30 protein-coding genes are annotated in these 25,523 nt (G+C 69.0%); 17 read left to right on the top strand and 13 right to left on the bottom strand.

Annotation, left to right across the window (positions count from 1 at the left end; all coding sequences use genetic code 11):
* Nucleotides 1–183: 183 nt before the first annotated feature.
* Complete coding sequence (locus OG556_RS13735) at nt 184–402, bottom strand: hypothetical protein (protein ID WP_350879954.1); 219 nt, start codon at nt 400–402, stop codon at nt 184–186.
* Nucleotides 403–599: 197 nt separating this feature from the next.
* Here OG556_RS13735 and OG556_RS13730 point away from each other — a divergent pair, with 197 nt between their 5' ends.
* On the top strand, nt 600–1,358 hold the full coding sequence (locus OG556_RS13730; RefSeq protein ID WP_371517277.1) for a GntR family transcriptional regulator: 759 nt from the start codon (nt 600–602) through the stop codon (nt 1,356–1,358).
* Nucleotides 1,359–1,425: 67 nt separating this feature from the next.
* Here OG556_RS13730 and OG556_RS13725 read toward each other — a convergent pair whose 3' ends face one another.
* Nucleotides 1,426–3,093, bottom strand: coding sequence for a fumarate hydratase (locus OG556_RS13725; protein ID WP_063347981.1), 1,668 nt, complete (start codon nt 3,091–3,093; stop codon nt 1,426–1,428).
* Between the two features lie 204 nt (nt 3,094–3,297).
* Between OG556_RS13725 and OG556_RS13720 the strand changes: the two genes are divergently transcribed.
* Nucleotides 3,298–4,023, top strand: a complete 726-nt coding sequence (locus tag OG556_RS13720; RefSeq protein ID WP_371522693.1) for a DUF1707 domain-containing protein — start codon at nt 3,298–3,300, stop codon at nt 4,021–4,023.
* Between the two features lie 313 nt (nt 4,024–4,336).
* Complete coding sequence (locus OG556_RS13715; RefSeq protein ID WP_371522692.1) at nt 4,337–4,720, top strand: WhiB family transcriptional regulator; 384 nt, start codon at nt 4,337–4,339, stop codon at nt 4,718–4,720.
* A gap of 87 nt (nt 4,721–4,807) precedes the next feature.
* Here OG556_RS13715 and glpX read toward each other — a convergent pair whose 3' ends face one another.
* The gene (glpX, locus tag OG556_RS13710; protein ID WP_063347979.1) at nt 4,808–5,848 is read right to left on the bottom strand and encodes a class II fructose-bisphosphatase; all 1,041 of its coding nucleotides are present in this window, start codon (nt 5,846–5,848) and stop codon (nt 4,808–4,810) included.
* 236 nt (nt 5,849–6,084) lie between these two features.
* On the opposite strand from glpX, the gene OG556_RS13705 reads away from it, so the two are divergent.
* Complete coding sequence (locus OG556_RS13705; protein ID WP_371517276.1) at nt 6,085–6,600, top strand: DUF4245 domain-containing protein; 516 nt, start codon at nt 6,085–6,087, stop codon at nt 6,598–6,600.
* Between the two features lie 150 nt (nt 6,601–6,750).
* On the opposite strand, the gene OG556_RS13700 is transcribed toward OG556_RS13705, so the two are convergent.
* Nucleotides 6,751–7,353 carry a malonic semialdehyde reductase gene (locus OG556_RS13700; protein ID WP_363585443.1) on the bottom strand — a complete coding sequence of 201 codons (603 nt, stop codon included), beginning with the start codon at nt 7,351–7,353 and terminating at the stop codon, nt 6,751–6,753.
* 113 nt (nt 7,354–7,466) lie between these two features.
* On the bottom strand, nt 7,467–7,724 hold the full coding sequence (locus OG556_RS13695) for an exodeoxyribonuclease VII small subunit (protein WP_371517275.1): 258 nt from the start codon (nt 7,722–7,724) through the stop codon (nt 7,467–7,469).
* A gap of 177 nt (nt 7,725–7,901) precedes the next feature.
* Here OG556_RS13695 and OG556_RS13690 point away from each other — a divergent pair, with 177 nt between their 5' ends.
* Nucleotides 7,902–8,396, top strand: a complete 495-nt coding sequence (locus OG556_RS13690) for a GNAT family N-acetyltransferase (protein WP_371517274.1) — start codon at nt 7,902–7,904, stop codon at nt 8,394–8,396.
* A 28-nt stretch (nt 8,397–8,424) separates the two neighbouring features.
* On the opposite strand, the gene xseA is transcribed toward OG556_RS13690, so the two are convergent.
* Nucleotides 8,425–9,645: an exodeoxyribonuclease VII large subunit gene (gene xseA, locus OG556_RS13685; protein ID WP_371517273.1), complete on the bottom strand. Its 1,221-nt coding sequence runs from the start codon at nt 9,643–9,645 to the stop codon at nt 8,425–8,427.
* A gap of 10 nt (nt 9,646–9,655) precedes the next feature.
* The gene (locus OG556_RS13680) at nt 9,656–11,020 is read right to left on the bottom strand and encodes an APC family permease (protein WP_371517272.1); all 1,365 of its coding nucleotides are present in this window, start codon (nt 11,018–11,020) and stop codon (nt 9,656–9,658) included.
* Between the two features lie 87 nt (nt 11,021–11,107).
* Between OG556_RS13680 and OG556_RS13675 the strand changes: the two genes are divergently transcribed.
* Both OG556_RS13675 and ppgK read left to right on the top strand, forming a co-directional pair.
* Nucleotides 11,108–12,082 (top strand): 4-hydroxy-3-methylbut-2-enyl diphosphate reductase, encoded by a 975-nt coding sequence (locus OG556_RS13675; RefSeq protein ID WP_371517271.1) that lies wholly within the window; start codon nt 11,108–11,110, stop codon nt 12,080–12,082.
* 176 nt (nt 12,083–12,258) lie between these two features.
* Nucleotides 12,259–13,005 carry a polyphosphate--glucose phosphotransferase gene (ppgK, locus tag OG556_RS13670; RefSeq protein WP_371517270.1) on the top strand — a complete coding sequence of 249 codons (747 nt, stop codon included), beginning with the start codon at nt 12,259–12,261 and terminating at the stop codon, nt 13,003–13,005.
* A gap of 22 nt (nt 13,006–13,027) precedes the next feature.
* Here ppgK and OG556_RS13665 read toward each other — a convergent pair whose 3' ends face one another.
* On the bottom strand, nt 13,028–13,660 hold the full coding sequence (locus OG556_RS13665; protein WP_371517268.1) for a DUF6542 domain-containing protein: 633 nt from the start codon (nt 13,658–13,660) through the stop codon (nt 13,028–13,030).
* Between the two features lie 254 nt (nt 13,661–13,914).
* Between OG556_RS13665 and ychF the strand changes: the two genes are divergently transcribed.
* From ychF to OG556_RS13625, 8 genes are all read left to right on the top strand, one after another.
* Nucleotides 13,915–14,988 carry a redox-regulated ATPase YchF gene (gene ychF / locus OG556_RS13660; RefSeq protein WP_371517267.1) on the top strand — a complete coding sequence of 358 codons (1,074 nt, stop codon included), beginning with the start codon at nt 13,915–13,917 and terminating at the stop codon, nt 14,986–14,988.
* Nucleotides 14,989–15,236: 248 nt separating this feature from the next.
* Entirely contained in the window at nt 15,237–15,545 is a 309-nt protein-coding gene (locus OG556_RS13655) for a hypothetical protein (RefSeq protein ID WP_371517266.1), read from the top strand.
* Between the two features lie 115 nt (nt 15,546–15,660).
* Nucleotides 15,661–15,882 carry a hypothetical protein gene (locus OG556_RS13650; RefSeq protein WP_184935829.1) on the top strand — a complete coding sequence of 74 codons (222 nt, stop codon included), beginning with the start codon at nt 15,661–15,663 and terminating at the stop codon, nt 15,880–15,882.
* Nucleotides 15,866–16,378: a DUF6879 family protein gene (locus OG556_RS13645; protein ID WP_371517265.1), complete on the top strand. Its 513-nt coding sequence runs from the start codon at nt 15,866–15,868 to the stop codon at nt 16,376–16,378. The genes OG556_RS13650 and OG556_RS13645 overlap by 17 nt, the downstream gene beginning before the upstream one ends.
* Nucleotides 16,375–17,217, top strand: coding sequence for a helix-turn-helix domain-containing protein (locus OG556_RS13640; RefSeq protein ID WP_371517264.1), 843 nt, complete (start codon nt 16,375–16,377; stop codon nt 17,215–17,217). Before OG556_RS13645 ends, OG556_RS13640 begins: the two co-directional genes overlap by 4 nt.
* 132 nt (nt 17,218–17,349) lie before the next feature.
* Nucleotides 17,350–17,772 carry a hypothetical protein gene (locus OG556_RS13635; RefSeq protein WP_371517262.1) on the top strand — a complete coding sequence of 141 codons (423 nt, stop codon included), beginning with the start codon at nt 17,350–17,352 and terminating at the stop codon, nt 17,770–17,772.
* A 117-nt stretch (nt 17,773–17,889) separates the two neighbouring features.
* Nucleotides 17,890–18,342, top strand: coding sequence for an NUDIX domain-containing protein (locus tag OG556_RS13630; protein ID WP_184935825.1), 453 nt, complete (start codon nt 17,890–17,892; stop codon nt 18,340–18,342).
* Nucleotides 18,267–19,349, top strand: a complete 1,083-nt coding sequence (locus OG556_RS13625; RefSeq protein WP_371517261.1) for a hypothetical protein — start codon at nt 18,267–18,269, stop codon at nt 19,347–19,349. Before OG556_RS13630 ends, OG556_RS13625 begins: the two co-directional genes overlap by 76 nt.
* 1,436 nt (nt 19,350–20,785) lie before the next feature.
* Here the strand turns inward: OG556_RS13625 and OG556_RS13620 are convergent.
* From OG556_RS13620 to OG556_RS13600, 5 genes are all read right to left on the bottom strand, one after another.
* Complete coding sequence (locus OG556_RS13620) at nt 20,786–21,727, bottom strand: P22 phage major capsid protein family protein (RefSeq protein ID WP_371517260.1); 942 nt, start codon at nt 21,725–21,727, stop codon at nt 20,786–20,788.
* Between the two features lie 10 nt (nt 21,728–21,737).
* Entirely contained in the window at nt 21,738–22,184 is a 447-nt protein-coding gene (locus OG556_RS13615; protein WP_371517258.1) for a hypothetical protein, read from the bottom strand.
* Nucleotides 22,181–22,516 (bottom strand): helix-turn-helix domain-containing protein, encoded by a 336-nt coding sequence (locus OG556_RS13610; protein WP_371517256.1) that lies wholly within the window; start codon nt 22,514–22,516, stop codon nt 22,181–22,183. Before OG556_RS13610 ends, OG556_RS13615 begins: the two co-directional genes overlap by 4 nt.
* Nucleotides 22,517–22,723: 207 nt before the next feature.
* Nucleotides 22,724–23,284: a hypothetical protein gene (locus OG556_RS13605; protein WP_371517255.1), complete on the bottom strand. Its 561-nt coding sequence runs from the start codon at nt 23,282–23,284 to the stop codon at nt 22,724–22,726.
* Nucleotides 23,285–23,286: 2 nt separating this feature from the next.
* The gene (locus tag OG556_RS13600) at nt 23,287–23,454 is read right to left on the bottom strand and encodes a helix-turn-helix domain-containing protein (protein WP_371517254.1); all 168 of its coding nucleotides are present in this window, start codon (nt 23,452–23,454) and stop codon (nt 23,287–23,289) included.
* A 172-nt stretch (nt 23,455–23,626) separates the two neighbouring features.
* On the opposite strand from OG556_RS13600, the gene OG556_RS13595 reads away from it, so the two are divergent.
* Entirely contained in the window at nt 23,627–24,226 is a 600-nt protein-coding gene (locus tag OG556_RS13595) for a hypothetical protein (RefSeq protein WP_371517253.1), read from the top strand.
* A 24-nt stretch (nt 24,227–24,250) separates the two neighbouring features.
* Complete coding sequence (locus tag OG556_RS13590; protein ID WP_371517252.1) at nt 24,251–25,411, top strand: tyrosine-type recombinase/integrase; 1,161 nt, start codon at nt 24,251–24,253, stop codon at nt 25,409–25,411.
* The last annotated feature ends 112 nt before the right edge of the window (nt 25,412–25,523 follow it).

The raw sequence follows: 25,523 nt of genomic DNA, 5'->3' as shown, positions 1-25,523 counted from the left end.
TTTGGGCGTGCTCCATTCGGCACCGGCGCCCGCCCGGTGGCCGAATCCCGTCCGTGGTGCACTCATGGTGACCGGTGATATCCGTAACGTGCCCGACGGTGGGTGCGGGGCGTTCCGGAATTCCGGATTCACTCGGGGGGATTGCGGGTGGGAATGTTGCTGTTTGCGTGCTTTTTGCCGCAATTAGCGCGGAAGATCGTATTCGGCTGAATCGCGGGGCCCGGGAACGGGCGAGACCCGTCCGGGTTCGGCGGTCCATTCGCGGCCGCCGCCCTCGGGGCGCAGGTAGTGCTCCCCGCCGATGGTGTCCATGTAGATGCCGGTGCGTCCGGTCCTCCGGTCGAGGACGAGTTCACCCACGTGCGGCCGGTAGGCCGCGGAGTCGCGCTGACGGGTGCTCACCGCACTGCTCCTCGCTGTTCTGGTGCGGGTGCGGCTCCGGGTGGGGGTCGCGCCCTGGTCGCTGTCCGTGTGTGTGGTGCTCGGCGACTACCCAGCATCTCTAGAGAAGCTAATATCTCTAGAGATGTCAACAGTCGTAGCCGCTTACCGTCCGCCGCGGTCGCGCCTACGATTTGTTCGAGGGAGAGGGAGCGGCGATGACCGGCAGCAGTGGCGACAAACAGCCCAAGTACCAACGGATCGCCGACACGCTGAAGGCGGCCATCGACGACGGCCAGTACCGCGCGGGCGACCGGCTGCCGGGCGAGAACGACCTCATGGACGAGTACGGCGTGGCCCGGATGACCGCCCGCCAGGCGCTCGGCGTGCTGCAGAGCGAGGGCATCGCCGAGGCGCGCCGGGGCGCGGGGGTCTTCGTCCGGGACTTCCGGCCGCTGCGCCGGCGCGGGATCCAGCGGCTGGCGCAGGGGCAGTGGGGCTCGGGCCGCTCCATATGGTCGGCGGACATCGACAACCGCCTGCTGGTGGTCGACCAGGTGTCCGTCACCGAACGGGGCGCGCCGGAGCACGTCGCCCGGGTGCTGGGCGTGGATCCGGGCGCGTCGATGTGCGTGCGGCACCGCCGCTTCGTGCTGGACGGCAAGCCGGTGCTGCTGTCGACCTCCTACCTGCCGGCCGGCCTGGTCGCCGGCACGGCCATCACCCGCGAGGACACCGGCCCGGGCGGCACCTACGCCCGGCTGGCCGAGATCGGCGCGAAGCCCGTCCACTTCCGCGAGGAGGTCCGCTCCCGGATGCCCGGCGCGGAGGAGGCCGCCCGCCTGGAGCTGTCGGCGGGCACCCCGGTCATCCTGATCTGCCGCACCGCCTTCGCCGACGACGGCCAGGTCGTCGAGCTCAACGAGATGATCCTCGACGCCGCCTCCTACGTCCTGGAGTACGACTTCGACGCGTGAGCACGCGCAACGCGGCCGCCCCGGTCGCGACGGGCGCGGCCGGGGCGGCTGAGGGAGACCGGGGTGGTTACTCCTTGGAGCGGACCCGGAGGCTGGTGATCAGCGGGCCCTCGGTGGTCTCGCGGAAGAAGTCGTTGCCCTTGTCGTCGACCACGATGAAGGCCGGGAAGTCCTCGACCTCGATGCGCCAGACGGCCTCCATGCCGAGCTCGGCGTACTCCAGGACCTCGACCTTCTTGATGCAGTCCTGGGCGAGACGGGCGGCGGGGCCGCCGATGGAGCCGAGGTAGAAGCCGCCGTGGGCGGCGCAGGCGTCGGTGACCTGCTTGCTGCGGTTGCCCTTGGCGAGCATGACCATGGAGCCGCCGGCGGCCTGGAACTGATCGACGTAGGAGTCCATCCGGCCGGCGGTGGTGGGGCCGAAGGAGCCGGAGGCGTAGCCCTCGGGGGTCTTGGCCGGGCCGGCGTAGTAGACGGGGTGGTCCTGGAGGTACTTGGGCATGCCCTCGCCGGCGTCCAGGCGCTCCTTGATCTTGGCGTGGGCGATGTCGCGGGCGACGACCAGGGTGCCGGTGAGCGAGAGCCGGGTCTTGACCGGGTACTTGGACAGCTCGGCGCGGATCGCGGACATCGGCTGGTCGAGGTCGACGCGCACGACGTCGTCGTCCAGGTGCTCGTCGGTGGTGTCCGGCAGGTACTTGGCCGGGTCGGTCTCCAGCTGCTCCAGGAAGACGCCCTCGGCGGTGATCTTGCCGAGCGCCTGGCGGTCGGCGGAGCAGGAGACGGCCATGGCGACCGGCAGCGAGGCGCCGTGGCGCGGCAGGCGGACGACCCGCACGTCGTGGCAGAAGTACTTGCCGCCGAACTGGGCGCCGATGCCGATCTTCTGGGTCAGCTCGGTGACCTTCGCCTCCAGCTCCAGGTCGCGGAAGCCGTGGCCGGTCTTGGCGTCGCCGGAGGTCGGCAGGTTGTCCAGGTAGTGCGCGGACGCGTACTTGGCGGTCTTGAGCGCGAACTCGGCGCTGGTGCCGCCGATCACGATCGCCAGGTGGTACGGCGGGCAGGCGGCGGTGCCGAGGGAGCGGATCTTCTGCTCCAGGAACGAGAGCATGCTCGCCTCGTTCAGGATGGCCTTGGTCTCCTGGTACAGGTACGACTTGTTGGCGGAGCCGCCGCCCTTGGCCATGAAGAGGAACTTGTACGCGCCGCCGTCGGTGGCGTACAGCTCGATCTGGGCCGGCAGGTTGTTGCCGGTGTTCTTCTCGTCCCACATGGTCACCGGGGCCATCTGGGAGTAGCGCAGGTTGAGCTTGGTGTACGCGTCGAAGACGCCGCGCGCGATGGCCGACTCGTCGCCGCCCTCGGTGAGCACGTTCTGGCCGCGCTTGCCCATGACGATGGCGGTGCCGGTGTCCTGGCACATCGGCAGGATGCCGCCGGCCGAGATGTTGACGTTCTTCAGCAGGTCGAGCGCGACGAAGCGGTCGTTCGGGCTGGCCTCCGGGTCGTCCAGGATGCGGCGCAGCTGGGCGAGGTGGGCGGGGCGCAGGTAGTGCGAGATGTCGTGCATCGCCTCGGCGGTGAGCAGCCGCAGCGCCTCGGGCTCGACCTGGAGGAAGGTGCGACCGCCGGCCTCGAAGGTGGAGACACCCTCGGAGGTCAGCTTGCGGTACGGGGTCGGGTCAGCGCCCAGGGGGAGCAGGTCGCTGTACTCGAAGTCTGGCGTGGGAGCCATGGGGGCGGTCCTTAGGTTTCCGTGGTCCGGCTGCGTCGGCGAAGCACCCTCAAGGGTAGGACCCGGCTCCGCGTCGCACGCGGACAGGGCAGCCTGCGTGACCGGGCTCACTCGGCCGCACGTACGAGCGACTAGTCTTGGGCCGTGGACAACTCGCCGTCGCAGGACGATCCGGGGCAGCCGTCCGTGCCGGCGCCCGTACCGATGACCAAGCCCGAGAGCCGGCCCGAGCCGCAGCCGCAACTCCGGCCGCTGCCGGAGCCGAAGACCCAGCCGTCGCACGCCCCGGTGGCGCAGGCGGAGATGCGGGTGTCGGACGCCGACCGCGAGCGGATCGCGGAACTGCTGCGGGACGCCTACGCCGAGGGCCGGCTGGACGCGGACGAGCACGCGGACCGGATCGGGGCCGCGTACGCCGCCAAGACCTTCGGCGATCTGGTGCCGCTGACCAGGGACCTGCCGGGCCACCGGCCGCTGTCGTTCGAGAAGCCGCCGCTGGAGGCCCCGGCGCCGCGTGCGGTGACGCCGGCGCTGCCGCCCGCGCGCCAGGAGTCGCCGTCGATGGTGGCGATCTTCGGCGGTTCGTCCCGCAAGGGCCGCTGGCGGGTGGGGTCGCACCTGAAGGCGTTCGCGGCGTTCGGCGGGGTGGAGATCGACCTGACCGACGCCGTGTTCGAGTCGCCCGAGGTGGAGATCGAGGTGACGGCGCTGTTCGGCGGCGTCGAGATCCGGGTGCCGGAGAACGTGAGCCTGCACGGCGGCGGCGTCGGCATCTTCGGCGGATTCGACGTCAAGGAGCAGACGGCGGCGGACCCGTACGCGCCGGTGGTCCGGGTCAAGGGCGTCGCGGTGTTCGGCGGTTGCGAGGCCAAGCCGCGCCGGGGCAAGAAGCTCAAGGAGTGGGTGCGCAAGCAACTCGGCACCGAGTAGCCGGGGTTGACGGATCGAACGCCCGGTCGGGGATCAACTCCCGGCCGGGCGTTCCGCGTTGTCTCAGGTGCGCTCCGTAGTCGATTGCGTGCAGTGTGCATGAATCGCGGGCGGGCGGGGTAGTTCCTTCCGCACATCGCTTCTTGTACGGCTGCGCACCGGAGGCGGCCCAGCGGCCGACTCGGGGTTGGACAGCGGGGGCTCGCAGCCGGGCAGGGGAGCGAGCTTCCCCGTGTCCGAGAGTCTCGTCAGGAGTACGGCCGTGCTGCATCCGATCGAGTCCCGCACCACCTCGCCCGTCGCCGCCGCGCAGTTGCTGGAGCGCAGTCCGCAGCCGCACCCCCCGGGCGGCCAGGGCCCCCAGACCGCCGCCCAGGGCGCGTCCTCGGGCGAGGACAGCCCTTGGCACACCGGCGCGGCCTGCCGGCGGGACGAGGTGGGGCTGTTCTTCGCGCCCTCGAAGGAGCCGACGGCGGCCCGGTTGTCGCGCGAGGAGCAGGCGAAGCAGGTGTGCGCCCGGTGTCCGGTGCTGCTGGAGTGCCGCGAGCACGCGCTGGCCCAGCCGGAGCCGTACGGGGTCTGGGGCGGGCTGACGGCCGCCGAGCGGCGGGTGGTGCTGGCCCGTCGCCGCCGCCGGGAGTCGGAGCTGCGCGAGGCGACCCGGGTGGTCGCGGGGCAGCGCCGGATAGCGGGCTGACGGGGCTCCGGGTGTGCCCCGGGCCGGACGCGCCGCGGCCTCGGCGGAGGGGGATTCCGCCGAGGCCGCGGGTGCGGTCGCCCGGTGTCAGTTGGCGCGGTCGAAGTCGATCGCGCTGTAGGCCCGCAGCTTCGACAGCTTGTGGACGGAGTTGATCTCGCGGATCGTGCCGCTCTTGGAACGCATCACCAGCGAGCTGGTGGTGGCGGTCTCCTGGCGGTAGTGCACGCCGCGCAGCAGCTCGCCGTCGGTGATGCCGGTGGCGACGAAGAACACGTTCTCGCCGCTGACCAGGTCGTCGGTGGTGAGGACCCGGTCCAGGTCGTGGCCGGCGTCGAGGGCCTTCTGCCGCTCGGCGTCGTCCTTGGGCCACAGCCGGCCCTGGATGACGCCGCCCATGCACTTCATGGCGCAGGCCGCGATGATGCCCTCGGGGGTGCCGCCGATGCCCATCAGCAGGTCGACGCCGGTGCCCTCGCGGGCGGCCATGATGGCGCCGGCCACGTCGCCGTCGGAGATGAACTTGATCCGGGCGCCCGCTTCGCGGATCTCCCGGACCAGGCCGTCGTGGCGCGGGCGGTCGAGGACGACGACGGTGACGTCCTCGACGGCGCTGCCCTTGGCCTTGGCGACCCGGCGGATGTTGACGGCCGCGGGGGCGGTGATGTCGACGAACTCGGCGGCCTCGGGGCCGGCCACCAGCTTGTCCATGTAGAACACGGCGCTGGGGTCGAACATGGTGCCGCGGTCGGCGACGGCCAGGACGGCGACGGCGTTGTTCATGCCCTTGGCGGTGAGCGTGGTGCCGTCGACCGGGTCGACCGCGACGTCGCACTCGGCGCCGGTGCCGTCGCCGACCCGCTCGCCGTTGTAGAGCATCGGGGCTTCGTCCTTCTCTCCCTCCCCGATGACGACCACGCCGTTCATCGAGACGGTCGAGACGAGGGTGCGCATCGCCTTGACGGCGGCGCCGTCCGCGCCGTTCTTGTCGCCACGGCCGACCCACCGGCCGGCGGCCATCGCGGCCGCCTCGGTGACCCGGACGAGTTCGAGCGCGAGGTTCCGGTCCGGAGCCTCGGGCGCGACCTCCAGGGCGCTGGGAAGGTGGTTCGGGTACTGCGTGGTCATCGTCGTTACCTCTCTGTACGCGACGGCCAGTAAGCGCCCGACTACTGCCTGGTCGAACGCCGTGGTGAGGGTCCTGCGATCGTATCTGCCTACGAGATGACTGTCTGTGGCGCGGGTCGCCACCCGGCGCCCGACCAGGTCGGTTCGTCCCGGTTCACCCGTACGCGGGCACCCCGGGTGGCCGTACCGCCGTAGGGATGAGTCACCATGTGGGGGTGGCTGGAGAGAGCAAACGCATGAGGGGCCGGGAGACCGTACGGGACATGGTCCTGTCGATGCTGGCGGTCGGCGCCGTGGTCTGGATCGGGTACCTGTTCCTTCCGTACGACGCGAACAGCGACCCGGTGCACGTGGTCGAGTACAAGGTGGCGGCGGCCTCCGCGAAGCGCGGCGCGCCGTACCCGCTGCTCTCCCCGGACGGGCTGTCCGACCAGTGGCGGGCCACCTCGGTCGGCTACCAGCCGGCCGCGATCAGCAAGGGCAAGGGCAACGCCTGGCACCTGGGCTTCGTCACGCCGTCCGGCCAGTACGCGGCGGTCGAGCAGAGCGACGTCCCGCGCGACGCGCTGCTGGCCGACAAGATCGCGGGCGGCAAGCCGGACGGCACCTCGGAGGTCGCCGGGCGCACCTGGGAGCGGGTGCAGGGCGAGAAGTCCCGCGCCCTGACCGTGCAGACCGGTGACGCGACCACCGTGCTCACCGGCACCGCCTCCTACGAGGAACTGGCCGAGCTGGCCCAGGCGCTCAAGTAGCCCGGTCCCCCCGGGTCTCCCCCGGGGGACCGGCTTCGTACGCCCCCGCGAACGCCCCGCGGACGCGCCCGTACGACCCCGAACGCCCCCGTGCGCATACGGAGAGGGCCCGCACCGGAAACCGGTGCGGGCCCTCTCGCGTGCGGCGGATCAGACCGTGGTGACGACCTGGTCGTACTCCAGGCGCGGCGAGCGCGGGAACCACGCGTCGTCGCCCGGCTTGCCGATGTTGACCACGGCCAGCACCGAGTGCTCGCCGTCGCCGAAGAACTCCTTGTTGATGCCCTCGGCGTCGTAGCCGGTCATCGGGCCGGCGGCCAGGCCGGCGGCGCGCACGCCGATGATGAAGTAGGCGGCCTGCAGCGCGCCGTTCAGCGAGGCGGAGCGCTCGCGGACGGTGCGCTCGGAGAAGAAGACGTCCTTGGCCTGCGGGAAGTGCGGGAACTGGGTCGGCAGCTCCTCGTGGAACTCGTTGTCCGCGGCGAGGATGGCGACCAGCGGGGCGGTGCTGGTCTTGGCCTTGTTGCCGTCCGCCAGGTGCTGGACGAGGCGCTCGCGGCCCTCGGTCGAGCGGACCAGGACGACGCGCAGCGGCTGCTGGTTGAAGGCGGTCGGGCCGTACTTGACCAGCTCGTAGATGGCCTGGACCTGCTCCTCGGTCACCGGCTCGTCGGTGAAGGTGTTCGCGGTGCGGGCCTCGCGGAACAGCAGGTCCTGAGCGGCGGCGTCGAGTACCAGGGCGTCGGTGGTCATGCTTGTCTGCACCTCATGCGGGAGGGGGTTCGTCGGACTGACCGGCCGCGGCCGGTCACACCATCTCAACATGGATGAAGATTCAACGATTCCCCGGCCCACTGTGAGCCGCGTCACTGCCCGCCCGTGGCCCCGTCCTCCTCGGCGGCCAGCGCCGCGTCCAGCCGGGCCCGGGCGCCGTCCAGCCAGCGCTGGCACACCTTCGCCAGCTGCTCGCCGCGCTCCCACAGCGCCAGCGACTCCTCCAACGACGTCCCGCCGTTCTCCAGCTGCCGGACCACCTCCAGCAGCGCGTCCCGGGCGTGCTCGTAGCCCAGCGCGTCGTCCGGGGTCGGTGCCGCCGCGTCCTGCTGCTCCTGCTGCTCTGCCATGCGTGCCAGCGTAGGGGCTGGAGCCGACAGAGCCTGCGCAGCACCGACGCAACGGCCGTGGCGGGGCGAAAGCGGCAGGGCGAAGGCGGCGGGTGGGGGCAGCGGGCGAAGGCGGCGGGTGCGGGCAGCGGCGAAATCGGGTGCAGCCGGCCGGCCGGCGGCGCTACCCTCCGCCGCATGATCACGGTCCGACCCGCCGCCCCGGCCGACGCCCCCGAGCTCGTCCGGCTGCGCAACCTGATGTTCGAGGCGATGCCCAGCATGGCCGGCCTGACCGGGCCGGGGCCCTGGCAGGCCACCGCCGAGCGGATACTGCGAGAGCGCCTCGCCGCCCCGCCCGCCGAACTGACCATGCCGTCCTTCGTGGTGGACGATCCGCAGCGGCCCGGCCGGCTAGCCGCCTGCGCGGTCGGCACGCTGGAGCACCGGCTGCCCTCGCCGGGAAACCCGGACGGCCGGTTCGGCTTCGTCTTCAACATCTGCACCGACCCCGGCCACCGGCTGCGCGGCTACGCCCGGGCCTGTACCGAGGCGCTGCTGGACTGGTTCGACGACCAGCGGGTCGGCCGGATCGACCTGCACGCCAGCAGCGGCGGCGAGGCGCTCTACCGCAGCCTCGGCTTCGGCGAGCACTCCCGCGCGCTCTCCCGGCAGCGCTCCCACGAGGCCTGACCGTCGTCCACCCTGACGCCGGGCGTTCCTACGAGTCCTGGCCGTCCGCCACCGCGACGTCGAAGGCCCCGCCCGCGACCCGGGCGCGCAGCCCCTCGCCGGCCGTGACCTGCGCCGGGTCGGTCACCACCGCGCCGTCCGTCCGCTGGAGCACCGCGTAGCCGCGCTCCAGGGTGGCCGCCGGGGACAGCGCGACCACCCGGGCGAGGGTGTGCCCGAGGTCGCTCTGCGCGTGGTCCAGCCGGTGCCGCAGGGTGCGCCGGGCCCGCTCCAGCAGCGCGGTGACCTCCTGGCCGCGCCCGTCCAGCATCCGGTGCGGGGCGGCCAGCGCGGGGCGGCTGCGCACGCCGTCCAGCCCGTGCTGCTCGCGCTCGACCCGGCCGAGGACGTGCCGCCGGGCACGGTCCCGCAGCAGGAGGACCTTGGCCAGCTCCTCGCCGACGTCCGGAACCACCCGTTTGGCGGCATCGGTCGGGGTGGAGGCGCGCAGGTCGGCGACGAAGTCCAGCAGCGGCTGGTCCGGCTCGTGGCCGATCGCGCTGACCACCGGCGTACGGGCGGCCGCGACCAGCCGCACCAGCCCCTCGTCCGAGAACGGCAGCAGGTCCTCGACGCTGCCGCCGCCGCGGGCCACGATGATCACGTCCACCTCGGGGTGCTCGTCCAGCTCCCGGACGGCCGCGCTCACCCGCTCCACCGCGCTGACCCCCTGCACCGGGACGTTGCGCACCTCGAAGCGGACGGCCGGCCAGCGCCGCCGGGCGTTCTCCAGCACGTCCCGCTCGGCCGCCGAGCCGCGCCCGGTGACCAGCCCGACGCACAGCGGCAGGAACGGCAGCGGGCGCTTGCGCTCGGCCGCGAACAGCCCCTCCGCGGCGAGCCGCCGCTTCAGCTGCTCCAGCCGGGCCAGCAGCTCGCCCAGCCCGACCGGCCGGATCTCCGAGGCGCGCAGCGACAGCTGTCCGCGCGCCGCGTACCACTCCGGCTTGGCGTGCACGACGACCCGCGCGCCCTCCTGCACCACCTCCGCGACCTGGTCGAACACCGAGCGGAAGCAGGTCACCGTGAGCGACACGTCCGCCTGCGGGTCGCGCAGGGTCAGGAACACCACGCCCGCCCCCGGCCGGCGGCTGAGCTGGGTGATCTGCCCCTCCACCCAGACCGCGCCGAGCCGGTCGATCCAGCCGCCGATCAGCGCGGAGACCTTGCCGACCGGGATCGGGGCTTCGGGGGAGCTGGTGTTGGCCATGCGTACGAGGCTAGCGGCGTCCGCCGACAGGGCCGCCCGAAGCGGGGGAGCCCTGGACGCCCAGCACCACCAGCCCGACCGCCAGCCAGATCAGCCCGACGAGCTGCGCGGTCGTCGAGGCCTCGTAGACCACCGCCGCGATCACCGCGATCCCCAGGGCCGGGACGAGCAGGTGCCGCACCCGGTCCCGGGAGCCGTGCCGCACCGTGTACCAGCCGATCACCGAGGCGTGCAGCAGCGCGAAGGCGGTCAGCGCGCCCACGTTGACCACCGAGGTCAGCTGGTCCAGCCCGTCGTCCCGGTTGGCCGCCCAGACCGCCGCGGCCATCGTGATCACCGCGGCCGCCAGCAGCGCCCGGCGCGGCACCGCGGTGGCCGGGTCGACCGTGCCGAGGACGCGCGGCAGCCGCCCCTCCCGGCCCATCGCGTAGACCAGCCGCCCGGCCGCCGCCTGCCCGGCCAGCGCCGCGAAGGCCGCGCCGATCGCCTTGCTGGCCGCCACCAGGACGTGCAGCCAGTGCCCGACCCCGCTCTCGACCGTGTCGTAGAAGGCCGAGCCCTGCGCCGCCGGGTCGGCCGCCAGCTGCTGCGGGCCCAGCGGTTCCAGCAGTGCCGCCAGGTAGGTCTGGGCGACGAACAGCACCCCGGCCAGTGCCAGGCACCAGAGCACGGCCCGGGCCACCGCCGCCGAGGCGCCGACCGCCTCCTCGACGAAGGTGGCGATCGCGTCGAAGCCCAGGTAGGAGAGCACCGCGACGGACACCGCCGAGATCACCGCGGTCAGCGAGAAGGCGCCGACGGCGGTGAACGGGGTGTCCCAGCCGCGCCGGGCGCCGCCCTGGACCAGCGCCACCACGGCCGCGGCGACGAACACCGCCAGCACCGCGATCTCCAGGGCGAGCACCGCGAAGCCGACCACGGCCGCCGTCCGCACGCCGATCAGGTTGAGCGCGGTGGTCAGCACCACCGCGAGCGCCGTCCAGACCCAGCGGGAGACCCCGGGCACCAACGAGTTCAGCGCGATCCCGGAGAACAGGTAGGCGACCGCCGGGATCAGCAGGTAGTCGAGCATCGCCATCCAGCCGGCGATGAACCCGGGCCCCTCGCCCAGCCCGGCCCGCGCGTAGGCGAACACCGAGCCGGTCTGCGGCACCGCGCGCACCATCTGGGCGTACGAGAAGGCGGTGAAGCCCATCGCGACGGTCGCGGCCAGGTAGACGGTGGCGACGGCGCCGTGGCTCCTGGCGTCCAGGACGCCGAACACGCCGACCGGTGCCATCGGAGCGATGAACAGCAGGCCGTAGACCATCAGGTCGCGGACGCTCAGGCTGCGGCGCAGGCCGCCCGGTTCCGTTTGCCCGTTCGCAGAGCTCATAGACACCACATTTGAGCACCGACGACCGGGTCTGTCCGGAAAGCGCCTCCCGTCGGCGCGGCTCGGCGCCGCCCGTACGATGGAGCCATGTCCAACACCGCGCCGCGCCGTGTCCTGCTCGCCGCCCCCCGGGGCTACTGCGCGGGTGTAGACCGCGCCGTGATCGCCGTGGAGAAGGCCCTGGAGCAGTACGGGGCCCCCATCTACGTCCGCAAGCAGATCGTCCACAACAAGTACGTGGTGCAGACCCTGGAGAAGAAGGGCGCGATCTTCGTCGACGAGACGGAGGAGGTGCCCGAGGGCTCGATCGTGGTCTTCTCCGCGCACGGCGTCGCGCCGTCCGTCCACGACGAGGCGAAGACCGGCCGGCTGGCCACCATCGACGCCACCTGCCCGTTGGTCACCAAGGTGCACAAGGAGGCCGTGCGCTTCGCCGACGAGGGCTTCGACATCCTGCTGGTGGGCCACGAGGGCCACGAGGAGGTCGTCGGGACGATGGGCGAGGCCCCGGACCGGATCCACCTGGTGGACGGCGCCGAGGACGTCGCCAACGTGCGGGTCCGGGACGAGTCCAGGGTCGTCTGGCTGTCCCAGACCACCCTGTCGGTGGACGAGACCATGGCGACCGTCGGCGAGCTGAAGAAGCGCTTCCCGGCGCTGGTCAGCCCGCCCAGCGACGACATCTGCTACGCCACCCAGAACCGCCAGGTCGCGGTCAAGCAGATGGCCCCCGAGACCGACCTGCTGATCGTGGTCGGCTCCAAGAACTCCTCCAACTCCGTCCGCCTGGTCGAGGTCGGCCTGGAGTACGGCGCCAAGGCCGCCCACCTGGTGGACTTCGCCGAGGAGGTCCAGGAGGCCTGGCTGGAGGGCGTCGACACGGTCGGCCTGACCAGCGGCGCCTCCGTCCCGGAGATCCTGGTCGAGGGCGTGCTGGAGTGGCTGGCCGCGCGCGGCTACGACACGGTCGAGACGGTCAAGACCGCCGAGGAGCACCTGACCTTCTCGCTGCCCAAGGAGCTGCGCCGCGACCTGCGCGCCGAGGCGGCGGGCAAGCTGTAGGGCCGCTCCCGGGATCTCCCGGACCGCTCCCGGACCGCTCCCGGGCCCTTTCACGCAGAGCCCGGCATCCTCTCGGGGTTGCCGGGTTTTCTGCTGTGCGTCCACCCGTGCCCTCTCGTAGTTTTGTGCACAGGCTGTGGACAAGCGGTCCGCGGCCCCGGCGGAGGGTGGACGTGATGACGGCGGTATTCGGCGTGGACATCGGCGGTTCGGGCATCAAGGGCGCCCCGGTCGACCTCGCCCGGGGCGTGCTGGCCCAGGAGCGGTACAAGGTGCTCACCCCCCAGCCGTCCGCCCCCGAGGCCGTGGTCGCCGCCGTCTGCGAGGTGGTCCGCCAGTTCGACCACCAGGGCCCGGTCGGGCTCACCTTCCCCGGCGTGGTGGTCGGCGGCCGGACCAGAACCGCCGCGAACGTGGACAAGGGCTGGATCGGCCTGGACGCCGCGGGCCTGTTCCGCGAGGCGCTCGACCTGCCCGCGACCGTGCTCAACGACGCCGACGCGGCCGGGCTCGCCGAGACCGTGCACGGCGCCGGGCGCGACCAGTCGGGCGTGGTGCTGGTGCTCACCTTCGGCACCGGCATCGGCAGCGCGCTCTTCGTGGACGGCGTGCTGGTGCCCAACACCGAGCTGGGCCACCTGGAACTGCGCGGCAAGGACGCCGAACGCCGGGCCTCCTCGGCCGCCAAGGAACGGCACGGGCTGACCTGGGAGCAGTGGGCCGAGCGGGTCGACGAGTACCTGGACCTGGTCGAGATGCTGTTCTCGCCGCAGCTGGTCGTGATCGGCGGCGGGGTGAGCCGCAAGCACGACAAGTTCCTGCCGCTGTTGCGGGAGCGGGAGGCGCGGGTGGTGCCGGCCGAGCTGCGCAACGACGCGGGCATCGTCGGCGCCGCCATGGCGGCGGCCCGGGCGGCGGGCTGAGGCCGCCCGCCCGAGGCGCCGCTCAGCGGGAGCGCTGGATCCGGCGCTGGGCCACGAACCGGGCGAGCACGATCAGTGCGGCCAGCCCGGTGCCGGAGAACAGCCAGCCGGCCCGCATCGCCAGCCCGGTCGCCAGCGCCACCACCTGGGCGGTGACGCCCGAGGAGGTGACCGGCCCGAGCAGCAGCAGTGCCAGCGCGAAGGCGATCGGCCCGCTGATCGGTGCGGCCAGCAGGTCGACGTAGCGCACCCGGACGGCCAGCTGGAAGCAGACGGCCAGGTAGCCGAGGCCGAACAGCCAGCCGAGGCCGTCGAACAGCAGCCGGTCCAGGCCCGCGACGGCGAGCGTCGCCAGCACGGCGGCCACGCCCGTGCCGATGGCGGTCAGCCGGGTCGGCCGTCCGGTCCGGCGCCGCCCGTACAGCGGGGCCTCGGCGCGTCCGCGCAGCGGCAGCCGCAACCGCAGCCTGGGGGTGGCCGGGCGGGCGGTGGCGGCGGGCGGCCCGGCTACCGGGCGTAGCCGGGCGGCGGGGGCGGCGGCGGGGGCTCCGGCGGTCTCGGGAGCCCGGCCGGGCCCGGGGACGGCGGCCCCGGCCGCGCTGTTCGGCGGTCGGCGTCTGGGCCCTGGCGGCTGGGTACGGATGCTCTGCTCCACCCGCCCAACGTACGGTCCGATCATCGCCACACTGTGTAATGGACCGTTCAGGTCTTGCCCCGTGTCTCCTCGCGGAGTGCTGATGTGATCGTCGTTCAGCGGCCTGACCTGTCCGGCCCAGCCACCCGGGCGGCCCGCCGGAGTTCCCGGAGCCCCTCCCGTCGGCGACCGGGGCGTGAGGCGCTGCCCGTAGACTTGGGGGTCGGCCCGCACGGTGCCGACCCAACTCCTCCAAGCCCACGGGACTGCGCTTCATGTCGCTCACGATCGGAATCGTCGGCCTGCCGAACGTCGGCAAGTCGACCCTGTTCAACGCCCTGACCAAGAACGACGTGCTGGCGGCCAACTACCCGTTCGCCACCATCGAGCCGAACGTCGGCGTCGTCGGCGTCCCGGACGCGCGGCTGGCCAAGCTCGCCGAGATCTTCGGCTCCCAGCGGATCCTCCCGGCCACCGTCGACTTCGTCGACATCGCCGGCATCGTGCGCGGCGCCAGCGAGGGCGAGGGACTGGGCAACAAGTTCCTCGCCAACATCCGCGAGTCGGACGCGATCTGCCAGGTCGTGCGCGCCTTCACCGACCCGGACGTGGTGCACGTGGACGGCAAGGTGTCGCCCAAGGACGACATCGAGACCATCCACACCGAGCTGATCCTGGCCGACCTCCAGACCGTCGAGAAGGTCCTGCCGCGCCTGCAGAAGGAGGCGCGCCTCAAGAAGGAGACCGCCCCCGTGCTGGCCGCCGCCGAGGCCGCGCAGGCGATCCTGGAGACCGGCAAGACCCTCTTCGAGGCCGGCTTCGACACCGCCCCGATCCGCGACCTCCACCTGCTGACCGCCAAGCCCTTCCTCTACGTCTTCAACGTGGACGAGGACGAGCTGGCCGACGAGGACTTCAAGAACGCCCAGCGCGAGCTGGTCGCCCCGGCCGAGGCGATCTTCCTCAACGCCAAGATCGAGTCCGAGCTGATCGAGCTCGACGACGCCGAGGCCCTGGAGCTGCTGCAGTCGATGGGCCAGGAGGAGCCCGGCCTCGCCACCCTCGCCCGGGTCGGCTTCGACACCCTCGGCCTGCAGACCTACCTCACCGCAGGCCCCAAGGAGACCCGCGCCTGGACCATCAAGAAGGGCGCCACCGCCCCCGAGGCCGCCGGAGTCATCCACACCGACTTCCAGAAGGGCTTCATCAAGGCCGAGGTGATCTCCTTCGCCGACCTGGTCGAGACCGGCTCCATCGCCGAGGCCCGCTCCAAGGGCAAGGCCCGCATCGAGGGCAAGGAATACATCATGCAGGACGGCGACGTGGTGGAGTTCCGCTTCAACGTCTAGTGCATAACGGCGGGGCTTCTATCACCCCAGGTCGATAGCTGCAAACAAGCAGGTCAGAGCCCATGCGGCCCGGTCACTCTTCGGAGTGTTCCGGGCCGCTTCTGTGTGTTCCTCGGCATGGTGGTGACTTGGTGGTGACCAATCTGACGTGGCCTCAGCAGCCGCGACGGTGGCCTCCGCTGTCGTGCCGCTGCCGGGCATGCGTTGCTCGTGACCTGGGAGCCGTGCCCTGTCGTAGCCTCGGGAGCATGAGTTTTGATGACCACAAGATCTACTTCGAAGCCGTCACCGAGTCCCAGACGGACCGGAGCCGGTCGCCTGCGGGGTCTTACTGCGCGGGCACCCTTGAGCAGGCTCGGGCTTTCGCGCAGCTTGCCCTTGGCTGGGCAGGTGTCGATCAGGTGAGGATCAAGCCCTTCTCCGTCAGGGCCGTGACGCCGATCATGAGTGAGCTTCACGAGCGCGATGGCGTGGTCACTCACTTCGATGACGCTTGGAAGCCGGGTCCGTGGCCAGCTGAGATCCTGGCGAAGCTGGACAGCGCAGTACTGAGCTGACCATGATCCTTAGTCAATGACGTGCATAGTCGCGTTCATGCATAGACGGCCTGCCCCTGGCACCTCTAGCTTGACTGTTAGTTCGTCAACCTGGCTTGTGACAAGGAGGCTTGACATGTCTGATCGCGCAGAGCTGACCCGCCTGACCAACACCGGCAACGGGAACGGCAACGGTACGTGCGGGGAGAAGGACTGCCCCAACGTCTACCGCACGGCGAAGGGATCGTTCTTGGTCCAGGGCGACCTGGCCAACGCCTTCACCCCGCCGACGGGTGAGGGCCTGGTCGAGATCCCTGAGGAAACGCTGCGGGAGGCATTCCGTGCTCTTGGCTGGTGATGCCTGGAATCAGTGCTTCGATTCCATGCAGTCGGAGGCGTGGCGGCTCGAAACGCTGCCCACCTACACCATGCCGCAGGAAGCGGAGAAGCTGGCACGCTTTCTGAATGGGGAACGGTCACCCGAGGACTACAAGTCCGGGTGGATGGACGAAGTGGAGCAGTGGACGGCCGAGGGAAAGCGCGTCGGTCGCGTTCACATTGTTACCCGTCCGCTGTCCGACTACCTTCGCTTCGAATTCGAGTACTACTATCGGCATCACGTGAGGGCTGGCGAGGATATTCGAATCCTTGACGTGACCGACAGGGAAAACCCACTTCCGTCAGTGCAGGACTTCTGGATGTTCGACCAGTCCAAGATTGTTCTCATGAACTACAGGGCGGACGGAACGCAGATCAGCCGCGAGCTCTTCGGCGGCGACCCCACCCCCTTTGTCGAGTATCAGCGGGTGGCCGTTGCGGAATCAGTCCCGTTCTTGGAGTACGTCAGGTCGTGACGCTCAGCCCTGAGCAGCTGGGTCAGTCGAAACAGGAACTGGCTGCAACACTGAAAGAACTGCGGAAGCGAGCCGGGCTCTCAGGGGCCCGGCTCGCTGCGCGCTGCAACATGTCTCAGTCCAAGATTTCCAGGATTGAGAACGGGAAGAGCCCCGCGAGTCTCGTGGATGTGGAACAGATCCTCCGCACCCTGGAGGCCCCGGCGGAGGTACTGGCCAGAGTCACAGAGCTTGCCCGCCTGGCGAACACCGACTGGCAGAGCCTCCGAGCGCTCCGGCGGAAGGGGCTCCATCACAAGCAACAAGAGCTCGCCGGCCTGGAGTCATCATCTACGGAGTTCAGGTTCTTCCTGCTGTCGATGATTACGGGACTCCTCTCGACTCCCGAATACATCAAGGCCAGCCTTGCTCACCTTGACGGAGATCAGGGCAAGCTCATTGCGCGGAAGCTGAGTCGTCAAGAAGTCCTCTATGACACCAGCAAGAAGTTCACGTTTCTCTTGTCGGAAATGGCCGTGAGGTGGCCATTGATCCCTGCGCCGGCCATGGCGATGCAACTCGATCGACTCGTCTCCGTGTCACGGCTTCCCAATGTCCGATTCGGTGTGATCCCTCTGAGGGGGCTTATGCCGGTGGCGCCGATGGACACTTTCACGGTATATGACGCATCCTTGGTCACCATTGAAACAACCAGTGGTGTTCTGGCTCTCAGAGACTCAAAAGATGTGGCGATGCACCTGGAAGCCTTCGCGGCAATGGAGAGATTCGCTCTCTTTGGCGGGGAGATGCGGAGCCTGCTCGAACAGTGGTCCGATGACTTTCGGGGCTCGGCTCGGTAATTTATGCAGCCACGTGAATAAAATTGGAATGGCGGGCTTGAATCCCGTAGCTTGACTCCTCGCCCACAACGCCAGGTGAAGGGGAGCAAAGCATGTCCATTCCGAGGTGTACGGAGCAGAGGGCGGCCCGCAATGCCGCCGCTTGAGCTGATGGCGGCGCCCGGGGAGCCGAAGCCGGGCCTGCTGATGCGCTATGAGGTGGTGGAGGCTGCGGGGTCTCACGTCCTGCGGGATGTGGTCTTGGGCGAGTTCTGCACGCTGCCGGACCCGTCCGGCCGATCGGTGCTGCTGGCCTTCCCCGACGCCTATCACGCCCGTCTGTGGCTGATGCAGGCCGACACCCGCAAGCAGTATGCGGTGAGTACCACCCGCGTCCGCGCCGAGCAGCGCAAGAAGCCGTTGCCGGAGCACGCCGACTGGTTGCTGTTCGACCTCTACACCGAGGCGCCGGCCGAGCCGCCCACCGGCCTGGAGATGTGCGATCAGGTGGCTGCCGAGCGGACCCGACAAGCGGTCATGCGCTCGGAACGTCTGCGGTACCGGCACCAGCACTGACGCCACCCCAATTGGTCTGATGATCACGGGATTTGGTGTCGATGGGGTGGTGTGCGGGAGTGTGGGCCGACCGTGCGAGCGGCGCGCGGGAGTGGCCACCGATGAAGGGGCGAACCCATGAAGAAGATCGCTGCGAAGCTCTGGCGGATCATCCGGGGTCCGATGCAGTGGCGCGTGCTGTGGCTGTGGCACTCGAAGTTCATGGTCGGGGTCACGGGCATCGTCCGCGATGAGGAAGGCCGGGTGCTGCTGCTCAAGCACCGGATGTGGCCGGAGGGTCGGCAGTGGGGTCTGCCGACCGGCTACGCGAACGCCAAGGAGGCGTTCGAGGACACGATCGTGCGAGAGGTCCGGGAGGAGACCGGGCTCACGGTGAAGGTGTGCGAGCTGGCGCACCTGAAGAGCGGTTACAAGCTGCGCGTCGAAGTCGCCTACGAGGCGTTGTACGTCAGCGGACGGATCAAGGTCGCTTCGTTTGAGATCTTGGAGGCCCGATGGTTCTCACCGGACAATCTCCCCGAGGGGATGCAGGACTCGCACCGGCAGCTGATCAGCCGTCAGCGCTTCTGACCCTCGGACGCTCGCTCACCCCGTCGTGCCTGGGACCGAACGAGCACCTGACAGGGGACCTGGCCGGGCGCGCCGAGCTGGCGCATCTGCTGGCCGGACGGCGGTCGACGGCCGCCCTGGACCAGGCGCACCCGCACATCACGTTCTCGCTGCTGCACTGGGTCCTGGACACCTGGGCGGACGAGCCGGCGCGGGAGGTCTTCCGGCGCGGGTCGGCTCTACTGGACGACCGTTACCGGGAATTGGGGTTGCACCAGCTGTTGCCGATCGATCGGGTGTGGGTCGGGGTGCGCTCGACCCAGCCTGACGCCTTCGGCGGGTTCCACCACCCGAACCAGGGATACCGGCACGTGCAGCTGGCGTCGGTGATCACCCGGTACGGACGGCTGAGTGATCCCCGCCTGGCCTCGCCGGAACTGGTAGCGCTCGATCTCCTCCGCAGCTACGCCCATGACTGCCTTCACTGGGGGTCGTTCCGGGAGTACCGGCTCCAGGACGGGCAGCCGATACGGAGCCGGTACGGAATCAACTGGCGTGACCCTCAGGGACGGACGTACTCGGCCCCCGACCCGGACGACGCCGTTTCGACCCGAAACCTGGGCATCGTGATGGAAGGGGCGACCGACCGGGAGGCCCGGACGATCGCCGCCACGGTGGCCGATCGCCTCGGCCTGGCCGAGCGGATCGCACCGCCCGATCGGCTGGCGTTCCGTGACACCACGGGACGCCTTGAGCCGTCCGACTTCGACCACGCCGAGCCCGGGATTGCTACCCGCTTCCACCTGGCCATGGCCGGATACGAACACGGTGTCGGGGCGCGGTATCAGCACTTCCTCACCGAGGTGGGCGGCGCGGACCCGAGGACCCTGCACGGGCTCATAGTCGCTGCCATGATCAGCGGCGACCTGTCTGGCCTGACCGGCTGGCTCAACCAGCACCACGGGCACGGCGCGTTCCGCCGCATCTTCCGCTCCCCGACCTACACCGGTCCCGACCCGGACGAGTAGGCCGCCCTCGACCGCCCTGGCTGTCCGTCGTTCCCCTGTGGCGGATGGCCGGGGCACCAACACGCCCAGACGCGCCTAGAAGGCGCCTGGATGGCGCTCCGGCGGTCGGAGCCTGGCCCGCTTGCTGCGCGCGACGCTGGCGGCCCTGCCACCCTCGCTGGCGGTCTTGCTGGCGTGGTGGTACTGACAAAGCGCCTGGAGATTCCCGTACCCGTGGTCATCACCCCGGCGGAGGTGGTCCACCTGATTCGCCGGGGCTTCGCACAGTCGGCCCGTGTCGGCCCGAATGGCGCGACAGCGGTAACCATCGCGGGCGAGCACGATAAGTCGTCGCTGTGGCCAATCAGCAGGAAGCCTGGCCCGCCGATTGCCATTGTCGAATCCAGAAGCGGTCACCTTCGCCAGATGCCGTCCTTAAAGGTCATTTCGATTCGCTTCGGGTGAATGCAGAATCGCTTCGGATATTGGCCGCCGCGGTGCAGGCCGGCGGCCGTCTCGCTATTGAATGTCTCGTGGCATGCCGGGCAATGAGAGCGGGTGTTTCCGGTCCATGTGTTTCCGCATTCCCCGTGCGTGACCACGGGGTTTCTGATGTCGTAGCCCATGAGTCTCCAATGAGCAGGTAGAAGGGGCCGGAGAATCGGCTTGGAGAAATCGAGTCGCGGGAGCGGGGCCGTTGCCGGGAACCTGCCCGTTGACGGCCCTCTCGGGGTTGCTCTGCGGAACGGCGGCCTCGGGCGCGTACGCCCGCCCGTTCACGCGCGCCCACGCGTAGGGCTGGCGTCTGGCCTGGTCGGCGGCCTGGCCGGCCGAAGTGCGGGACCCGTACGGCGAGGCTTTCGCTTAGCCGCAGCCGTCCCCGAGAAGGCCGGGAGGGGGTATTCCCCAGGGCTTGGAGCCGTCCGCGACGCGGGCCAGGCGCGGCCCGGCCGGACAGGCGAGCGACGATGGCAAGTCGAACGACTCGATAGGAACGAGCGATCAACGACGAATCGAAGCGGCGATGATCGAGCCAATGCGCGTGACGCATTGAACAGAATGCAAGGAACGAGAACGACGAATCATTCAGTCGATTGATTCGAAGCGCGAAGCTCACGACTGCACTCGCCGAGAAAGACGAACGAATTGTGCGGTAGTGCATCATCGGGATGAGATCGGATGTTGAGTAGAACACCGATGGTTCGAAGTCTGGACTCGACTTCCTGTCGCTCCCTGGGATCGGTGTAGGCCCCCGAAACTACCCCCTTCCGGACGGCCCCCCACTGACGACATCCCCACGAGCAATGCGGTTTCCAGTCGCGCCGCCGCGCGTCCCGCTTTCTATCGAACCGGCATCCGGTCCGCCTGCATTCCCCTGCCATGCAATGACCTCCCTGTGAAACAACGAAAGGCCGGTCCCCCGATGAAAGAGGATCGGCCGTAGGGACCTGGAGTCGCTAGACAACCTTGGCGCGGATACCAATCGCACGCCGGGCGTCGAAGATGACCGCGCCACTGAACGCATCGACAACCGATCGCTCGGAGAGCGTATTCATGTCGGTGCCCTTTGTGTGGCGGAGGCTGTATCCCGACTTGGACAGACTCCCCGAGTAACCGGCGGACTGGAGCGCTTCGGGGGCGCCAGTTGCCAGGCAGAATGCTTCCTTGATGAACGCGACAGCACCCGTGATGAAGTTGGAGAGGTACACGGCGAAACCGAGGATGTTACCCATGTACATCTTGTCCCTCTCGGCAGCCCCCTGCTGAATCAGGGCCGCACTGCCGAAGTCGGCCGCCTTGACGAACGACGGGTCGTTCAGGATCACCTCCCGAAAGTCAGGATTCACAACCAGGACCCGACCGGACAGCGGAACGCTGTTGCCGTTCAGAATCTTGTCAGCCTTCACGAGCGCGGCATGAAAGCTCTTCATGTCGCACTCGATAGCAGTCGGAATGACCTGGCCCTGACCATCCCGATCTGTCTTGCCATCGGAGGTCACGAAGCGATTCAGTTCGGTAGCAACTCGCAGTTCGATGTCCTCGGCGACGGCATCGACCTGCGGTGCCATGACCTGCTGAGCGAAGCTCTCCAGGTTTACGGTCAGGTCCCAGGAGTCCGCCTTGACCGAGCTGTACGAATGGGTGTCGAGAACGACCGGGATCTCAGTCTCAACCAGCGGTGAATCCTCGACTGTGCCGCCCTGCGGAAGTCGCTTGGCCTTGAGCGCGGTCGGAACTCGCACGAGCACTGACTTACCACGGGCCGGCTGGAAATCAGAGATTCCCTGACGCGTGATGAGATTGGGCAGGACGAGACGCTTGGTCAGCGCTTCGAGGCCGCCGGTCAGAACGGCGGTCGAGATCGCAGACCGGTTGGCGTTGCCAGTGGAAAGAGGCATTCAGAATCCTTTAGCTGGAATGGTAGGAGTATCGGTTCCGGTCATCGGACATGGCCGGGTTCGCATGGCGATCACGGGCGCCGTACATCAGCGCTCCAAGGCTCGGCGCGGCGGGACTGTCCGGGGCCTGACCGGCGGAGCGCAGAGCTTCGACCGGCTGAGACTGGAGTGCGGCGGGCTTCACGGCCTGGGCCAGCGCGGCGGCCTGGGCCTGCATCATGGCTTCGTCTCCGGTCAGGAATGAGGCCAGGCCGGCCGGTAGGCCGTGCTCGGCGAGAAGGGTGTTCACGGCCTTCTCACGGGTGGCCTCTTCGATCTGCTGGCGGAGGCGATCGCGCTCCGCATTGGCGGCTTCGAGTTGAGCCCTCAGACCGTCCTCAACGGCGGTCTCCGTCGCCGGGTGGGCGACACCATCGGGGACAGCCTCAGCGGGCGTCGGAACGGTGATCTCGCTCAACGAAGACTCCCGTAGATCCGATCCACGAAGAGCCGGGTATCGGCATCATCGGAATCCCGAATCGTCGGCTCAATGTCGGGAGTCCTCTTACGGGACCACTCGGCGGCGAGAAGATCGGGAACCATCCCAGTCTCCTCAGCCTGCTGCATCAGGCCGTCGAACGGAATCCGAAGAGCGTTAGCCAGATGTACGTAGTGGTCAAGAGTCGGGGTCCGGTCTCCCGACTCCCACGCATAGACAGTGGTTTCCGAAACTCCGATTCGATCGGCCACCTGTCGGATGCTTAGGCCGATCTCCTGACGTCGCGCCTTAGTGCGCGTCGGATCGTACATCTCTGTTCCTCCTTCTAGTTGAGATCATTGGGAATAAAAGAAGCCCCGCCGGTGGAGGCGGGGCCTAAGGGTTCCACTGCGGGTGGAACCTTCTCTCACCTGTAGAGAGATGCCCGCTGCCCTAAATTTGGGCAGCGGGGAAGTGTGGCATCGGCCACACCGAGGGGTGTAAAAGAGAAAGCCCCGGCTACGAAGCCGGGGCATGTCTCATGGGAAGCAGCAGTGACAGAAGGGATCACGGACGTGATCCTTCATGCTCTTCTCTTCTTTCTTCGAGCTTGGAGCTTGGTCCTCCAAGCTCCTCCCTTCTTCCTTGTCTCTTTCTGCTTCCTTCTTAGTTCCCGCTGGAGCGGGAATCAAAGGGCTCTCAAGGTCACCGATGACGCTCTCTAGCAACGTCTCGTACTTCTCGGAGTTCACCAAGCAGGCCGGAGCGGACAAGCGCACGACTTCGGCCCGCCCCCTGCCCCTGCCTGTGGGCTGGAGCAGTCCGAGCCGCTTCAGCATCCGGCGGGTACTGGTGCCGGGGTGGCTGTTGCCGGTGTAGCCGAGTGCCTGGGCGAGCGACTTGTCTCCGATGAAGACCTCGCCTGTTCGGCCGTTCACATGCCGCAGCAGCGACAGAGCCCAGAGCAGGTGCTCACGGTTGAAGTCCGGGGCCGTCTCAGCGATCCAGCCGCCGGGGCCGAACTCGTCGAGGAGGAGGCGACTCCAAGCCTCCTTGACGTCGTACGTCGCCTTGAGTGCGTACCGGGGTTCGCTTGCCACCGTCACCCCTCCTGTCGGTCGATCCAGCGCTCAAGGTCGGCGGGTCGGCAGCGCAGTGACTGGCCGATCTTCTTGAACGGGATGCCCTCGGGGCGCCAGTTCTCGTACACCCAACTGCGGGGCTTTTTCAGGTAGTTGGCTACCTGCTGTACGTCCATGAGGTTGCTCATCGTGCTCCGTGGAAGGTGGCCGGCTGGGCTGGCCGGGGTGGCGCTGCTGTCTCATGACAGCGGCGCCCCTCACCCTACGGGGCATTGAACCCAAAGCTTGTCGAGTTCAATATGAGGAACCTCACGTGTGTTGAACTGGAATCGAGATGGGTTCGCCACCTATGGTCCTCGCATGACAGAAACAGGCAAAGCAACCGGGGCGGGTCCTGACCCGCTGCCGTTGGGGTGGTCGCGGCGCGCGGATGGCGCGTTGGTCTGGCAGCAGGAGCACGGCCCGTGGCGGGTCGAGATGATCTGCTCCCCAGGGGCGCCGTTCAGTGGCCCGTACGAGATGAAGGTGTGGCTCGCTGCGGGCGGCGACACGGCGCAGGAGGCCATGGACGCGGCAGAGGAGACAGACGGTATCCCGTCCGCTCTCCTGAGCCGTCTGCCGCTCGCCGAGATTAAGCAGACGGCCCGGCGTCTGGTGGCCGAAGCATCCCCGGAGGCCCCCTGGCCAGTGCCGGAGCGATGCGCCACGGACGAGGACTTCGCGCTCCTCGCGGCTGAGTTGGTGAGGATCAAGGCCACCGGTGCCAGCGCCCCGCAACAGGTTCTCGCCGATCGCCTGGGCGTCGGCAAGGCAACCATGTCCGAGCGCGTGAAGCGTGCCCGGGGGCGCGGACTCCTGGTGGCCGACCGGCTCGAACTCACCGATAAGGCACGAGAGTTCTTGGCGGCGTTCGGCGATCCTCCGGTGGCCGGCTGGCCGGCAAGGTCTCCGAAGATCTGATTCACGAGTAAGGCGAGTACCTCAGTGGCAAGTGTCCTGAAGAAGTGCGAGTGCAACACCCCGAAGTGCGGTCACCCGTGGACCGTCCGCTACCGGGAGCCGGGAGGCAGGCAGGGCCGGAAGCGTGAGAAGTCGTTCCGGCTCAAGAAGGATGCCGACGCCTTCGCGCTCAAGGTCGAGAACGACAAGAACGAGGGCGTGTTCCTCGACCCGGAGCGGGGCAAGGTGCCGGTGCACGTGTGGTCGGCCGACTGGCTGTCGCGGCACGTGGTGAACGAGTCCACCCGGAGGAACTATCAGGGGTTCATCGACAACCACCTGATACCGGCGCTCGGCCGGAAGACCATCCTCGGTGTCACGTTGGCAGACGTGAAGGCGTTGCAGGCGACGATGGCCAAGAAGCTCGCAGCGTCCACGGTGAACGATCGGCTCGGCGTGCTGTCCGCGATGTTGGGCGCAGCCGTGGATGAGAAGCGCATCCCTGAGAACCCATGCAAGGGCTTGAAGCCGCTCAAGGCCGGGACAGACGCCGTGGACCCGGACGAGGTTCCGACGCTGGCTGAGGTCAACGCCATCGCTGCGGCCATGTCGCCGCAGTACCAGTTGGCGGTGTGGCTGATGGCCGGTGCCGGGCTGCGGATCAGTGAGGCTCTGGGCTTCTCGGCCGAGTGCAAGCGTGACGGCTTCGTGCGTCTGCGTCGGCAGATCAGCAGCAAGGCCAACACCGAGGGGTGCCGTACGCGGCTGGTGCCGCTCAAGCACCGGACGGCGGACGAGTACCGGGATGTTCCGGTGGCTCCGTTCCTGGCTGACGAGATCGACGCTCACATTGCTCACTGGGGAACGGTGACCGTGGAAGGCGTCGAAGTGCTGTTCTCACCGCGTGAGCGCGGCAAGGGGTACATCCCGACGGCTTCGACCTTCGGCTATCACTGGAACAAGGCTCTCAAGGCCGCCGGGCTGGAAGGCAGCGGCTACACGCCTCACTCGCTCCGCCACTTCTTCGCCAGTACGGCCCTTGCCGGTGGCGTGCCCATCCTCGAAGTGAGCCGATGGCTCGGTCACCGGTCCATCAAGGTCACGGCTGACATCTACGGCCATCTGACCGCCGAAGCGCCGGAGCGCTGCCGTCAGGTGATGCAGGCAGCCTTGCGCCCGAAGGTCACCCTTCGTGCGGTGGCCTGAGTGGTGACTACTCGGCGGGGTGGTGACTCCGTGGTGAGTGGTGACCGGCGGAAGTGCCGGAACCCTTGGAAACACTGGGCAGGAGGCCAGTCGTGCGATGTTCCGCTTCAAC

This window comes from Kitasatospora sp. NBC_01300 (assembly GCF_041435235.1).
Taxonomy (GTDB): domain Bacteria; phylum Actinomycetota; class Actinomycetes; order Streptomycetales; family Streptomycetaceae; genus Kitasatospora.
This window is presented reverse-complemented; position numbering and strand designations above follow the sequence as displayed.

What these genes read in the sequence shown, in the direction of transcription:
- ychF (WP_371517267.1), top strand. Translation starts at nt 13,915, where the DNA reads ATGTCGCTCACGATCGGAATCGTCGGCCTGCCGAACGTCGGCAAGTCG.
- OG556_RS13695 (WP_371517275.1), bottom strand. Translation starts at nt 7,724, where the DNA reads ATGGCAGAGCAGCAGGAGCAGCAGGACGCGGCGGCACCGACCCCGGAC.
- xseA (WP_371517273.1), bottom strand. Translation starts at nt 9,645, where the DNA reads ATGGCCAACACCAGCTCCCCCGAAGCCCCGATCCCGGTCGGCAAGGTC.
- OG556_RS13650 (WP_184935829.1), top strand. Translation starts at nt 15,661, where the DNA reads ATGTCTGATCGCGCAGAGCTGACCCGCCTGACCAACACCGGCAACGGG.
- OG556_RS13635 (WP_371517262.1), top strand. Translation starts at nt 17,350, where the DNA reads ATGCCGCCGCTTGAGCTGATGGCGGCGCCCGGGGAGCCGAAGCCGGGC.
- OG556_RS13730 (WP_371517277.1), top strand. Translation starts at nt 600, where the DNA reads ATGACCGGCAGCAGTGGCGACAAACAGCCCAAGTACCAACGGATCGCC.
- OG556_RS13630 (WP_184935825.1), top strand. Translation starts at nt 17,890, where the DNA reads ATGAAGAAGATCGCTGCGAAGCTCTGGCGGATCATCCGGGGTCCGATG.
- ppgK (WP_371517270.1), top strand. Translation starts at nt 12,259, where the DNA reads ATGACGGCGGTATTCGGCGTGGACATCGGCGGTTCGGGCATCAAGGGC.
- OG556_RS13720 (WP_371522693.1), top strand. Translation starts at nt 3,298, where the DNA reads ATGACCAAGCCCGAGAGCCGGCCCGAGCCGCAGCCGCAACTCCGGCCG.
- OG556_RS13725 (WP_063347981.1), bottom strand. Translation starts at nt 3,093, where the DNA reads ATGGCTCCCACGCCAGACTTCGAGTACAGCGACCTGCTCCCCCTGGGC.
- OG556_RS13620 (WP_371517260.1), bottom strand. Translation starts at nt 21,727, where the DNA reads ATGCCTCTTTCCACTGGCAACGCCAACCGGTCTGCGATCTCGACCGCC.
- OG556_RS13690 (WP_371517274.1), top strand. Translation starts at nt 7,902, where the DNA reads ATGATCACGGTCCGACCCGCCGCCCCGGCCGACGCCCCCGAGCTCGTC.
- OG556_RS13655 (WP_371517266.1), top strand. Translation starts at nt 15,237, where the DNA reads ATGAGTTTTGATGACCACAAGATCTACTTCGAAGCCGTCACCGAGTCC.
- OG556_RS13600 (WP_371517254.1), bottom strand. Translation starts at nt 23,454, where the DNA reads ATGAGCAACCTCATGGACGTACAGCAGGTAGCCAACTACCTGAAAAAG.
- OG556_RS13595 (WP_371517253.1), top strand. Translation starts at nt 23,627, where the DNA reads ATGACAGAAACAGGCAAAGCAACCGGGGCGGGTCCTGACCCGCTGCCG.
- OG556_RS13625 (WP_371517261.1), top strand. Translation starts at nt 18,267, where the DNA reads ATGGTTCTCACCGGACAATCTCCCCGAGGGGATGCAGGACTCGCACCG.
- OG556_RS13680 (WP_371517272.1), bottom strand. Translation starts at nt 11,020, where the DNA reads ATGAGCTCTGCGAACGGGCAAACGGAACCGGGCGGCCTGCGCCGCAGC.
- OG556_RS13610 (WP_371517256.1), bottom strand. Translation starts at nt 22,516, where the DNA reads ATGTACGATCCGACGCGCACTAAGGCGCGACGTCAGGAGATCGGCCTA.
- OG556_RS13675 (WP_371517271.1), top strand. Translation starts at nt 11,108, where the DNA reads ATGTCCAACACCGCGCCGCGCCGTGTCCTGCTCGCCGCCCCCCGGGGC.
- OG556_RS13700 (WP_363585443.1), bottom strand. Translation starts at nt 7,353, where the DNA reads ATGACCACCGACGCCCTGGTACTCGACGCCGCCGCTCAGGACCTGCTG.
- OG556_RS13705 (WP_371517276.1), top strand. Translation starts at nt 6,085, where the DNA reads ATGAGGGGCCGGGAGACCGTACGGGACATGGTCCTGTCGATGCTGGCG.
- glpX (WP_063347979.1), bottom strand. Translation starts at nt 5,848, where the DNA reads ATGACCACGCAGTACCCGAACCACCTTCCCAGCGCCCTGGAGGTCGCG.